Source organism: Streptomyces europaeiscabiei, assembly GCF_036346855.1.
Lineage (GTDB): Bacteria > Actinomycetota > Actinomycetes > Streptomycetales > Streptomycetaceae > Streptomyces > Streptomyces europaeiscabiei.
Genome location: NZ_CP107841.1, coordinates 6,371,302 through 6,384,189, shown reverse-complemented (window position 1 = coordinate 6,384,189; position 12,888 = coordinate 6,371,302). Strand labels below are relative to the sequence as shown.

Genomic DNA, 12,888 nt, shown 5'->3' with positions numbered 1-12,888 from the left:
TTACTTCTCCTTCTTGGCGCCGTAGCGGCTGCGGGCCTGCTTGCGGTTCTTGACACCCTGGGTGTCAAGCGAACCGCGGATGATCTTGTAGCGAACACCGGGCAGGTCCTTCACACGGCCGCCGCGCACGAGCACGATGGAGTGCTCCTGCAGGTTGTGTCCCTCACCCGGAATGTAAGCAGTGACCTCGATCCCGCTGGTCAGACGCACACGCGCGACCTTACGCAGGGCCGAGTTCGGCTTCTTCGGGGTGGTCGTGAACACACGCGTGCAGACGCCGCGACGCTGGGGCGAACCCTCGAGTGCGGGCGTCTTGTTCTTCTCGACCTTGTCCTGCCGGCCCTTCCGGACCAGCTGCTGGATCGTAGGCACTACTTCTCCGGTTTCTGTGTGCCGAATGGTGAAGCTAACCTGGAACATTCGCCGACCCACGCGGTCGGGTGTGTCGAAACTGCAGACTCCCGCCGCGAGGCAGAAAGAGCGCAGAATACGGTGGCCGCTGCGGCTCCCCCTGTGCGGTTGAAGGCACGCACGGGAGCCAGGGCACACCCCAGGCACAAGGTCTGAGCGTACCTACCTCATTCGCTATGGTCAAAACAAATGGACAGGCGGGGGTTTAAGGGCGGTCGCTTCCGCGCCGACGGGCACCGCCGCGGGGCTCAGACTCCGCTGCTCGACGACACCCCCGCGATCATCATGATCATGAGGAAGAAGGCCCAGCCCGCCACGGAGAGCCAGCCCAGGATGAGACCGGCCAGGGCGAAGCCCTCGCCGCCCTCGCCGGTGCGCTTCATCTCGGCGCGGGCGGTGTGGCCGAGGACGACCGCCGGAATGCCGGTGAGGCCCAGCGTCATGGTGGTGAGGACACCGCACACCATCGAGCCGACGGCCTTGCCGTTGGTCGGCGGGGGCAGTGCGGGCGCCGGCATGAAGGTTCTCGGAACCATGGGAGCCATCGGGGCCGCCATCGCGGTCGGCTGCATCCCTGAGGGGCCCTGGGGCAGGTCCGCGACCAGCAGGGCCAGTTCCCCCACTGTGCGGGCCTTGTAGGCCCTCTCCACGCGCCTCTCGTACTCGTCCTGCGGAAGGCGGCCCTCGCTGAAGCCCGCCTTCAGCACATCCACGGCACGCTCACGGTCGGCATGTGCGGCGAGCAGAGAAGGGCTGTTGCCCTGCGCCTGCTGCCACGGCATCGGCTGCCACGACGGGTTCGACACGAGAAACACTCCCCCGGACTGGTTGTCCCTCCATGATGCTCCAACGCCCGGCCCTGGGCACGGGTTCCCTGCCCCAGTTTCGTCCCGGTTCTGCCACACCGAACACCCGTACCCCACGCCGAAGGGCGGCCACCCGAAGGTGACCGCCCCTCAACTCAAGCAACTGCTACCGCTCGCCTACTGGTTGTACGGACCGTAGTCGTAGTCCTCCAGCGGGACGGCCTGGCCGGAGCCCGTGCCGAACGGCGAGTAGTCGATGTCGTCGTAGCCGACGGCCGAGTACATCGCGGCCTTGGCCTCCTCGGTCGGCTCGACCCGGATGTTGCGGTAGCGGGACAGACCCGTACCGGCCGGGATGAGCTTACCGATGATGACGTTCTCCTTGAGGCCGATGAGGCTGTCGGACTTGGCGTTGATCGCCGCGTCCGTCAGCACTCGGGTCGTCTCCTGGAAGGAGGCGGCCGACAGCCAGGACTCCGTCGCCAGCGAGGCCTTGGTGATACCCATCAGCTGCGGACGACCGGAGGCCGGGTGACCGCCCTCCTGGACCACACGACGGTTCTCGGTCTCGAACTTCGAACGCTCGACCAGCTCACCGGGCAGCAGCTCGGCGTCGCCGGACTCGATGATCGTCACGCGGCGGAGCATCTGCCGGATGATGATCTCGATGTGCTTGTCGTGGATCGACACACCCTGCGAGTTGTAGACCTTCTGGACCTCGCCGACCAGGTGGACCTGGACGGCACGCTGACCCAGGATGCGCAGCACGTCGTGCGGGTTGGTGGCACCCACGGTGAGCTTCTGGCCCACCTCGACGTGCTCGCCCTCGCTCACCAGCAGACGGGCGCGCTTCGAGATCGGGAACGCCGTCTCGTCGCTGCCGTCGTCCGGCGTGATGACGATCTTCTTGGTCTTCTCGGTCTCCTCGATGCGGACGCGACCGGCCGCCTCGGAGATCGGGGCGACACCCTTCGGCGTACGGGCCTCGAAGAGCTCGACGACACGCGGCAGACCCTGCGTGATGTCGTCACCGGCCACACCACCGGTGTGGAAGGTACGCATCGTCAGCTGGGTACCGGGCTCACCGATGGACTGGGCGGCGATGATGCCGACCGCCTCACCGATGTCGACCAGCTTGCCGGTGGCCAGGGAGCGGCCGTAGCACATGGCACACGTGCCGACCTTGGACTCACAGGTCAGGATCGAGCGGGTCTTGACCTCCTCGACACCGTGGTGCACGAGCTGGTCGATGAGCACGTCGCCCAGGTCCACGTTGGCCGGCGCGATCACCTTGCCGTCGATGACGACGTCCTCGGCGAGCATGCGGGCGTAGACGCTGGTCTCGACGTCCTCGGCCTTGCGCAGGACCCCGGTCTCGTCCTTCGAGGCGATCCGCAGCTTCAGACCACGCTCGGTGCCGCAGTCCTCCTCGCGGATGATGACGTCCTGCGAGACGTCCACCAGACGACGGGTCAGGTAACCCGAGTCGGCGGTACGCAGGGCGGTGTCCGCCAGACCCTTACGGGCACCGTGCGTGGAGATGAAGTACTCAAGCACGGACAGGCCCTCACGGAACGAGGCCTTGATCGGACGCGGGATGGTCTCGTTCTTCGCGTTCGACACCAGACCACGCATACCGGCGATCTGCCGCATCTGCATCATGTTTCCTCGGGCACCCGAGTCAACCATCATGAAGATGGGGTTGGTCTTGGGGAAGTTCGCGTTCATCGCCTCGGCGACCTCGTTGGTCGCCTTGGTCCAGATCGCGATGAGCTCCTGCGTGCGCTCTTCCTTGGTGATCAGACCGCGCTCGTACTGCTTCTGGACCTTCTCGTCCTGCGCCTCGTACCCGCGGACGATCTCCTTCTTCGCCTCGGGAACGACGACGTCGGAGATGGCCACGGTGACACCGGAACGGGTCGCCCAGAAGAAGCCGGCCGCCTTCAGGTTGTCGAGCGTCGCCGCCACGATGACCTTGGGGTAGCGCTCGGCCAGGTCGTTGACGATCTCGGAGAGCTGCTTCTTGCCCACCGAGTAGTCGACGAACGGGTAGTCCTCGGGCAGCAGCTCGTTGAAGAGCGCGCGGCCCAGCGTGGTCTTCAGCCGGAAGCTGTCACCCTGCTGCCACTCCGGCTCGCCCTCCTCGCGCGCCGGCGGCATCCAGCCACGCGGCGGGATGGTGCCCACCGGGAAGCGGATGTCCACCTGGGACTGCAGCGCGAGCTCGCCGGCGTCGAACGCCATGATCGCCTCGGCCGTGGAGGCGAACGAACGCCCCTCGCCCTTGGTGTCACGCAGTTCGCCGTCGGTGGTGAGGAAGAACAGACCGAGGACCATGTCCTGGGTCGGCATCGTCACCGGACGGCCGTCGGCGGGCTTGAGGATGTTGTTCGAGGACAGCATCAGGATGCGGGCCTCGGCCTGCGCCTCCGCGGAGAGCGGCAGGTGCACAGCCATCTGGTCACCGTCGAAGTCCGCGTTGAACGCGGTGCAGACGAGCGGGTGGATCTGGATGGCCTTGCCCTCGACCAGCTGCGGCTCGAAGGCCTGGATGCCGAGGCGGTGCAGGGTGGGAGCACGGTTCAGCAGCACCGGGTGCTCGGCGATGACCTCTTCGAGGACGTCGTACACGACGGTGCGGCCGCGCTCCACCATGCGCTTGGCGGACTTGATGTTCTGCGCGTGGTTGAGGTCCACGAGCCGCTTCATCACGAACGGCTTGAAGAGCTCCAGCGCCATCGCCTTCGGCAGACCGCACTGGTGCAGCTTCAGCTGCGGACCGACGACGATTACGGAACGCGCGGAGTAGTCCACACGCTTGCCGAGCAGGTTCTGACGGAATCGACCCTGCTTGCCCTTCAGCATGTCGCTGAGGGACTTCAGCGGGCGGTTACCGGGACCGGTGACCGGACGGCCACGACGACCGTTGTCGAACAGCGCGTCGACGGCCTCCTGGAGCATGCGCTTCTCGTTGTTCACGATGATCTCGGGCGCGCCGAGGTCGAGAAGCCGCTTCAGTCGGTTGTTCCGGTTGATCACACGGCGGTACAGGTCGTTCAGGTCGGAGGTCGCGAAGCGGCCACCGTCCAGCTGCACCATCGGGCGGAGGTCCGGCGGGATGACCGGCACGCAGTCGAGCACCATGCCCTTGGGGCTGTTGCTGGTCTGCAGGAACGCGGAGACGACCTTGAGGCGCTTGAGCGCACGGGTCTTCTTCTGGCCCTTGCCGGTGCGGATGATCTCGCGGAGGCGCTCGGCCTCCTCGTCCAGGTCGAAGGACTCCAGGCGCTTCTGCAGCGCCGCGGCACCCATCGAACCGTCGAAGTACGTGCCGAAGCGGTCACGCAGCTCGCGGTAGAGGAGCTCGTCGCCCTCCAGGTCCTGGACCTTGAGGTTCTTGAACCGGGTCCACACCTCGTCGAGACGGTCGATCTCGCGCTGCGTACGGTCGCGCAGCTGCTTCATCTCACGCTCGGCGCCCTCGCGCACCTTGCGGCGCACGTCGGCCTTGGCACCCTCGGCCTCGAGCTCGGCCAGGTCGGTCTCGAGCTTCTTGGCGCGGGCCTCGAGGTCGGCGTCGCGACGGTTCTCGACCTGCTGCCGCTCGACGGAGACATGCGCCTCCAGGGAGGGCAGGTCGCGGGTGCGGCGCTCCTCGTCGACGTACGTGATCATGTACGCCGCGAAGTAGATGACCTTCTCCAGGTCCTTCGGGGCGAGGTCGAGCAGGTAGCCCAGCCGCGACGGAACGCCCTTGAAGTACCAGATGTGGGTGACGGGAGCGGCCAGTTCGATGTGGCCCATCCGCTCACGGCGCACCTTGGCGCGCGTGACCTCGACGCCACAGCGCTCACAGATGATGCCCTTGAAGCGGACACGCTTGTACTTGCCGCAGTAGCACTCCCAGTCCCGGGTCGGACCGAAGATCTTCTCGCAGAAGAGTCCGTCCTTTTCGGGCTTGAGCGTGCGGTAGTTGATCGTCTCGGGCTTCTTGACCTCGCCGTGGCTCCACTGACGGATGTCGTCAGCGGTGGCCAGACCGATCCGGAGCTCGTCGAAGAAGTTGACGTCGAGCACTATGCGTCAATCCCTCTCAGGGTTGTAAGTCATGGGGTCTGATACGGGGGTCCTGGGGCCGGAGGCCTTCGTCACGAAGGCCTCCGAACTCCCGTCAGACCTCTTCGACGCTGCTCGGCTCACGCCGGGACAGGTCGATGCCAAGCTCCTCCGCAGCGCGGAAGACGTCCTCGTCGGTGTCGCGCATCTCGATGGACATGCCGTCCGAGGACAGCACCTCCACGTTGAGGCACAGGGACTGCATCTCCTTGATGAGAACCTTGAAGGACTCGGGGATGCCGGGCTCGGGAATGTTCTCGCCCTTGACGATGGCCTCGTAGACCTTCACGCGGCCGGTGACGTCGTCGGACTTGATGGTCAGCAGCTCCTGGAGGGCGTACGCGGCGCCATAAGCCTCCAGCGCCCACACCTCCATCTCACCGAAGCGCTGGCCACCGAACTGGGCCTTACCACCCAGCGGCTGCTGGGTGATCATCGAGTACGGACCGGTCGACCGAGCGTGCAGCTTGTCGTCGACCAGGTGGTGGAGCTTGAGGATGTACATGTAACCGATGGAGATCGGGTCCGGGAACGGCTCGCCGGAGCGGCCGTCGAACATCCTCGCCTTGCCGGTCGGCTGCACCATGCGCTCGCCGTCGCGGTTCGGGATGGTGTGGTTCAGCAGACCCGCGAGCTCGTCCTCACGCGCACCGTCGAACACCGGGGTGGCGACGTTGGTACCCGGGGCGACCTGGTCGGCGCCGATGACCTGCAGGCGCTGCGCCCAGTCCTCACCGAGACCGGAGACGTCCCAGCCGCGGCTGGCGAGCCAGCCGAGGTGGATCTCCAGGACCTGTCCCGGGTTCATTCGGGACGGCACACCCAGCGGGTTGAGGATGATGTCGACCGGGGTGCCGTCCTCCAGGAACGGCATGTCCTCGATCGGCAGGATCTTCGAGATGACACCCTTGTTGCCGTGACGGCCGGCGAGCTTGTCACCGTCGGTGATCTTGCGCTTCTGCGCCACGTACACGCGCACCAGCTGGTTCACACCGGGGGGAAGCTCGTCGCCCTCCTCGCGGTCGAAGACGCGGACGCCGATGACCTTGCCGATCTCGCCGTGCGGCACCTTCAGCGAGGTGTCACGGACCTCACGGGCCTTCTCGCCGAAGATCGCGCGGAGCAGACGCTCCTCGGGGGTCAGCTCGGTCTCACCCTTGGGCGTGACCTTGCCGACGAGGATGTCACCGGCGACGACCTCGGCACCGATACGGATGATGCCGCGCTCGTCGAGGTCGGCGAGGACCTCCTCGGAGACGTTCGGGATGTCCCGGGTGATCTCCTCGGGGCCGAGCTTGGTGTCACGGGCGTCGACCTCGTGCTCCTCGATGTGGATCGAGGAGAGGACGTCGTCCTGCACGAGGCGCTGCGACAGGATGATCGCGTCCTCGTAGTTGTGACCCTCCCACGGCATGAACGCCACGAGCAGGTTCTTGCCCAGCGCCATCTCGCCGTTCTCGGTGGCCGGACCGTCGGCCAGGACCTGGCCCTCGATGATCCGGTCGCCCTCGTTGACGATGACCTTCTGGTTGACCGAGGTGCCCTGGTTGGAGCGGGCGAACTTGGCCAGGCGGTACGTGATGTACGTGCCGTCGTCGTTGGTGGTGGTGATGTAGTCCGCGGAGACCTCCTGGACCACACCCGCCTTCTCGGCCTTGACCACGTCGCCGGCGTCGACGGCGGAGCGGTACTCCATGCCGGTGCCGACGAGCGGGGCCTCGCTCTTGATGAGCGGCACGGCCTGACGCATCATGTTCGCGCCCATGAGGGCACGGTTGGCGTCGTCGTGCTCGAGGAACGGGATCATGGCGGTCGCGACCGACACCATCTGGCGCGGCGAGACGTCCATGTAGTCCACGTCGTCACCGGGGACGTAGTCGACCTCGCCGCCACGACGGCGGACCAGGACGCGGTTCTCGGTGAAGCGCATGTCGTCGTCGAGCGTGGCGTTGGCCTGCGCGATGACGAACCGGTCCTCTTCGTCGGCCGTCAGGTAGTCGACCTCGTCGGTGACGACGTCCCCGTCGACCTTGCGGTACGGCGTCTCCACGAAACCGAACGCGTTGACGCGGCCGTAGGAGGCGAGCGAACCGATCAGACCGATGTTCGGGCCTTCGGGCGTCTCGATCGGACACATGCGCCCGTAGTGGGACGGGTGCACGTCACGGACCTCGAAGCCGGCCCGCTCACGGGAGAGACCACCGGGGCCAAGAGCCGACAGACGGCGCTTGTGGGTGAGACCCGACAGCGGGTTGTTCTGGTCCATGAACTGCGACAGCTGGCTGGTGCCGAAGAACTCCTTGATGGAGGCGACGACCGGCCGGATGTTGATCAGGGTCTGCGGCGTGATCGCCTCGACGTCCTGGGTCGTCATGCGCTCGCGGACGACACGCTCCATACGCGCCAGACCCGTACGGACCTGGTTCTGGATGAGCTCGCCGACACTGCGCAGACGACGGTTGCCGAAGTGGTCGATGTCGTCGGTCTCGACGACGATCGACGTGCCGTTGTCGGAGGTCGTCTCGGTCTCGCCGGCGTGCAGCTTGACCAGGTACCTGATCGTCGCGATGACGTCCTCGACGGTCAGGACGCCCGCGTTGAGCGGAGCCTCCCCACCCAGCTTCTTGTTGACCTTGTAACGGCCGACCTTCGCGAGGTCGTAGCGCTTCGGGTTGAAGTACAGGTTCTCCAGAAGCGTCTGCGCGGCCTCACGCGTGGGGGGCTCGCCCGGACGCAGCTTGCGGTAGATGTCGAGCAGCGCGTCGTCCTGACCCTGGGTGTGGTCCTTCTCCAGGGTGGCGCGCATGGACTCGTACTCGCCGAACTCCTCCAGGATCTGCTCGGTGGTCCAGCCGAGAGCCTTGAGGAGGACGGTCACGGACTGCTTGCGCTTGCGGTCGATACGGACACCGACCATGTCGCGCTTGTCGATCTCCATCTCCAGCCAGGCACCCCGGGACGGGATGATCTTGGCGGAGAAGATGTCCTTGTCGGACGTCTTGTCGATCGAGGAGTCGAAGTAGACACCGGGCGAACGGACCAGCTGCGACACCACGACACGCTCGGTGCCGTTGATGACGAAGGTGCCCTTGTGGGTCATGAGCGGGAAGTCGCCCATGAAGACCGTCTGGGACTTGATCTCACCGGTCTCGTTGTTGGTGAACTCGGCCGTGACGAAGAGCGGGGCCGCGTACGTGAAGTCGCGGTCCTTGCACTCGTCGATGCTGTTCTTCGGCGGCTCGAAACGGTGGTCGCGGAACGTCAGAGACATCGACCCGGAGAAGTCCTCGATCGGGGAGATCTCCTCGAAGATCTCCTCCAGACCGGACTTGGTGGGGACGTCCTGTCCGTTCTCCAGAGCCTCCTCGACCCGACTCTGCCAGGCGGTGTTGCCGAGCAGCCAGTCGAAGCTCTCGGTCTGCAGCGCGAGCAGGTTGGGAACCTCGAGAGGCTCCTTGATCTTTGCAAAAGAGATGCGCAGCGGGGCAGTGCTGGCGGCTGGGTTCGTATTCGAGGTCGAGGCGTTGCGCGAGGCGGCCAAGAGGGGGTCCTTCCGAGGGCTCGGACTCACTACGCGCGTACCGGCCCCTCTCCTGTGCAAAGAGAGCAGGCAGTTCCTGAACTGACGGATAGGGCCAGGTCAGGAATGGTCTGTTCGTCGATGCTCAAGTGAGGGCATGCCCCTGGTGACGGGCAGGGGACAGCTAACAGGCAGCGCAAAGGGTCAGTGTAGCCACTTGGCACACTGATGTCCAGTGCGGGTTTTTTGAGACCCTCGTTGTTCTCGACACCTACGCAAGCCCACGCCCTCAATGCACGTTGATACTGCCCTCTTCGCCGTCGATCCATGCCTCGGAGTTCGGATCGGTGTGACGACGCGTCCTGAGAATTGCGCGCTGCGTGCAGTTCGTCAAGGCCCCTCATACCCGATCCGGGTGCCGCGATCGTCACTCGCGGCTCGTCACCCAGGGCGTCGGAGGCACAACGAAGATCACCATACTCGTCGCCACCGGCAGTGCAAGGCAGCCGTCACTCGACGTCCCCGAACGCCGAAAGGCGACCACCCAGTTGGGTGATCGCCCTTCGGTACGTTTGCGTTACAGCCTCGAACGAGTTTTTGACACTCGCCCCGGAACCGTCCCGCACGGATCCTCGCGGATCCAGGAGAGCTGGCGGACCAGCGAGGCCTTACTTGACCTCGACGGAGGCGCCGGCGGCCTTGAGGGACTCGGCAGCCTTCTCGGCGGCCTCCTTGGCGACCTTCTCGAGAACGGGCTTCGGAGCGCCGTCCACGAGGTCCTTGGCCTCCTTCAGGCCCAGGGAGGTCAGCTCACGCACGACCTTGATGACCTGGATCTTCTTCTCGCCGGCGCCCGTGAGGACGACGTCGAACTCGTCCTGCTCCTCGACGGCGTCGGCCGGGGCGCCGGGGGCACCCGGGGCGGCGACGGCGACGGCGGCGGCAGCGGTGACGTCGAACTTGTCCTCGAACGCCTTCACGAACTCGGAGAGCTCGATGAGGGTCATCTCCTCGAACTGCGCGAGCAGGTCTTCCTGGCTGAGCTTCGCCATGATGGGCGATCCTTCCACTAATTCGGCTGGTGCCGGTATGTACATGTCTGGCGGGCGTACGATCGGCCCGCTACGACCGTTGCCTCGGGCGCGGAGCCTCAGGCGGCGGTCATTTCGCGAGCCGAGTTACTCGGCACCGCCCTGCTCGTCCTGCTTGGCGCGAAGGGCGTCCACGGTGCGGACGAGCTTCGAGGGAAGCGCCTTGAAGAGGGAGGCAGTCTGGGACTGCTTGCCCTTGAAGGCACCCGCCAGCTTGGAGAGCAGAACCTCGCGGGACTCGAGGTCCGCAAGCTTCTTGATCTCGTCGGCGGACAGCGCCTTGCCGTCAAGGACACCGCCCTTGATGACGAGGTTGGGGTTGTCCTTGGCGAAGTCACGAAGACCCTTCGCCGACGTCACCGGGTCACCGGTGATGAAGGCGACTGCCGTCGGACCGTTGAACAGGTCGTCGAGCGTCGAGATCCCGGCCTCGTTGGCCGCAATCTTGGTCAGCGTGTTCTTCACCACGGCGTACTGGGCGTCATCACCGAGCGAACGACGCAGCGTCTTGAGCTGCGCCACGGTGAGACCCCGGTACTCGGTCAGCACGGCGGCATTCGAGCTACGGAACTGCTCCGTGAGCTCGGCCACCGCGGCAGCCTTGTCGGGCCTTGCCATAGAGCGTCGGCCTCCTTCCGGGTGATGAGGACCGCTCGGAAGGGGCTGGGGAAAACGAAACGCCCCGGCGCAGGCGCTCGGGGCGTGGCTCGACCGGACGAATTCCGTACGAAGACGGAACCGGACCAGGAGCAACTTCCACAGTCACCTGCGCGGGTCGTCCGCAGTTCAGCGGATCCTTCGGCCACCGTGCCCTCTCACAAGCACACGGCGACGACCAGCGGTCTTTGGCTTCTTCGGAAGAGTACGGGACCGTATCCCTGTCAAGCAAATCCGGTCCCGGGGGCGGCCGCTCAGCCCGCTCCGGCCCCGTCCACCAGCTCCCCGAGGTCCACGGTGTCCTCGGCCGCCGGGGTGTCGACGGTCACCGGCCGGCCGACGTCCAGGAAGGTGTAGGTCAGGTCGAGCGGGCCGGTGTCGGCCCAGCGCCCGTCGCCGTCCAGCGCACTGGTCCGCCCCCGCAGCCGGAACTGCTTGGCCCGGCCGTCCTCGTCGACCCACAGGTCCATGGCCAGTGCGCTGCCGACGCGCAGGCGCAGGCTCATGAACTGGTCGCGGCTGTGGGTCCGGAGCTCCCAGGTCTCCTTGCCCTTGGCGGCACTTTGGGCGTCCTTCAGTCCCTGGTTCGTGACCGTGCCCCGGTAGTGGATGGTCGCAGCGCCCTCGACGCTCTCGGTGCCGACTTCCTCGACGTCCTTGGCGCCGACCAGGATCGTGGACTGGACGAGCGGGCTGCCCTCCAGTTGGCGGGGCAGCACGCCATAGGACCGGTTGTCCACGGAGAGGCCGCCCCAGGACGCCGGCTCCGCCTTGATCCAGCGCTTCCCGTCCGTGTCTCCGAGGACCGTCGTGTCCCCCTCGGTGTACATGGCCCCGTCCACGAACCGGATCTTCACGGGCTTGTCCTCGCCGTCGCCGAGCCCGGTGAGCTCCATCCCCATGACCGACGGCTTCACCTCCATGGAGGCCTCGGCCCGCACCTTCCCTTCCTCGGGCAGGGTCCCGGTCACCCGGTACCGCAGCGAGGTGATGTCCGCCGTCCTCAGCGCCGCCCGGGCCACAGCCTCGGCGGGCGTCGCGTTCGGCTTCGTCCCGGGCGCCTCCTCCGCCTCCGTGCCGCAGGCGGTGGCACCGCCCAGCAGCGCGGCCACGACGGCGATGCCGACGGCTCTGCGACGACGTACGGAGCCGTGTGCGGCCAACCTCATGTGTCCCCCTGGAACCTCACGCCCCACCCCTGTGGGACGGCAGGGAGACTAGCGCCGCCGTGCGCGGTTGTCGTGCGATTTCAGTTCGCCGGCAGGGAGCTCATCAGGTCCTTGTAGTCGACGGTCCGGTCGGCCGGCGGCTCCTCGGTGGAGACGGCTGTGCCGTAGTCGCTGTAGTGGACCGTGGAGTTCACCACTCCGTTCGCGGTGTCGGCCTTCTCCACCTTCTTGACCAGCAGGTCGTCGTCGTTGATCCAGAGGTCGATGTCCGCGGTCGTGATGCCGGACGCCTTCAGCTGTTCCTCCAGCTCGGCCCGTGCCCCCTCGCCGAGGTGCGCGTTCCGCTCCTGGATGTCGGCGACGTCCACCGTGCCCGCGTAGTGCGTGGTCCTCTCCCCCCGCACGTCCTCCTCACCGACCTTCTCCACGTCTCCGGAGGCCAGCAGGAGCCGTACGGACTGGTTCGGCGTGACGCTCTTGAAGTGCTCCCGCGCGTAGGCGCCGGAGGCCCCGCCGATCATCTCGTCCAGGTCCTCGTACGCGTACCTGATCCACCGTTTGCCGCCGTACTGTCCGGCGAAGAGGTCGCCCATGTCCGCGTAGTAGGCGTCGGGCAGATAGCGGGCCTCCGTCGAGGTGATGCCGAGCCGGCGCATCTGGTCGGCCGCCTGGCCCCCGGTGTACGTGATGGTCATGGTGCCGTCGAGGCCGTCGGCCCAGTCGACCTCTCCGTCCGCCTCGATGGACATCAGGTCGCCCATGTCCCCGGTGGACTCGATCCGCGACGAGTCGGCGTCGCCGGTGGACCTGTCCGCGAGCTTCAGTGCCGCGAAGGGATCGTCTTCGCCGCCCTCGCCCGGCTCCGGGGATCCGCAGGCCGCCACCCCGGTCATCGCGGCCGCCACCACGAACGACAGGACCGTACGGCGGCGCCTGGTCGTGCTGGTCATCCGTTCCCACCCCCAGGGAGTTGCCGTGCCCCGCACACCAGGGCAGCACACTCGCGCGCGTATGCCCAGCCGTATGCCAGAACGGCCCGTATGCCGAAAAGGGACGAGCCCCGCACCTCGAAAGGTTGCGGGGCTCGTCCTCGGGCTGTGCTGCCGCGACGCGGCTGC

8 protein-coding genes are annotated in these 12,888 nt (G+C 66.5%); all 8 read right to left on the bottom strand.

Annotated elements, in window-relative coordinates; all coding sequences use genetic code 11:
- The 8 genes from rpsL to OG858_RS27910 all read right to left on the bottom strand — a co-directional run bounded on the left by rpsL (position 1) and on the right by OG858_RS27910 (position 12,720).
- Entirely contained in the window at positions 1-372 is a 372-nt protein-coding gene (gene rpsL, locus OG858_RS27945; protein ID WP_003948652.1) for a 30S ribosomal protein S12, read from the bottom strand.
- Between the two features lie 287 nt (positions 373-659).
- Positions 660-1,217 (bottom strand): DUF1707 and DUF4190 domain-containing protein, encoded by a 558-nt coding sequence (locus tag OG858_RS27940; protein ID WP_319316673.1) that lies wholly within the window; start codon positions 1,215-1,217, stop codon positions 660-662.
- 177 nt (positions 1,218-1,394) lie between these two features.
- Positions 1,395-5,294, bottom strand: coding sequence for a DNA-directed RNA polymerase subunit beta' (locus OG858_RS27935; protein ID WP_086747317.1), 3,900 nt, complete (start codon positions 5,292-5,294; stop codon positions 1,395-1,397).
- 94 nt (positions 5,295-5,388) lie between these two features.
- Positions 5,389-8,874 (bottom strand): DNA-directed RNA polymerase subunit beta, encoded by a 3,486-nt coding sequence (gene rpoB, locus OG858_RS27930; RefSeq protein ID WP_086747318.1) that lies wholly within the window; start codon positions 8,872-8,874, stop codon positions 5,389-5,391.
- 647 nt (positions 8,875-9,521) lie between these two features.
- Positions 9,522-9,905: a 50S ribosomal protein L7/L12 gene (gene rplL / locus OG858_RS27925; protein WP_086747319.1), complete on the bottom strand. Its 384-nt coding sequence runs from the start codon at positions 9,903-9,905 to the stop codon at positions 9,522-9,524.
- Positions 9,906-10,031: 126 nt separating this feature from the next.
- Positions 10,032-10,562, bottom strand: a complete 531-nt coding sequence (gene rplJ, locus OG858_RS27920) for a 50S ribosomal protein L10 (protein ID WP_037694056.1) — start codon at positions 10,560-10,562, stop codon at positions 10,032-10,034.
- A gap of 293 nt (positions 10,563-10,855) precedes the next feature.
- A complete protein-coding gene (locus OG858_RS27915; protein WP_179200872.1) occupies positions 10,856-11,770 on the bottom strand; it encodes a LolA-like protein in 915 nt (304 codons plus the stop codon).
- An 80-nt stretch (positions 11,771-11,850) separates the two neighbouring features.
- Positions 11,851-12,720, bottom strand: a complete 870-nt coding sequence (locus OG858_RS27910; RefSeq protein ID WP_086747320.1) for a hypothetical protein — start codon at positions 12,718-12,720, stop codon at positions 11,851-11,853.
- Positions 12,721-12,888: the final 168 nt, after the last annotated feature.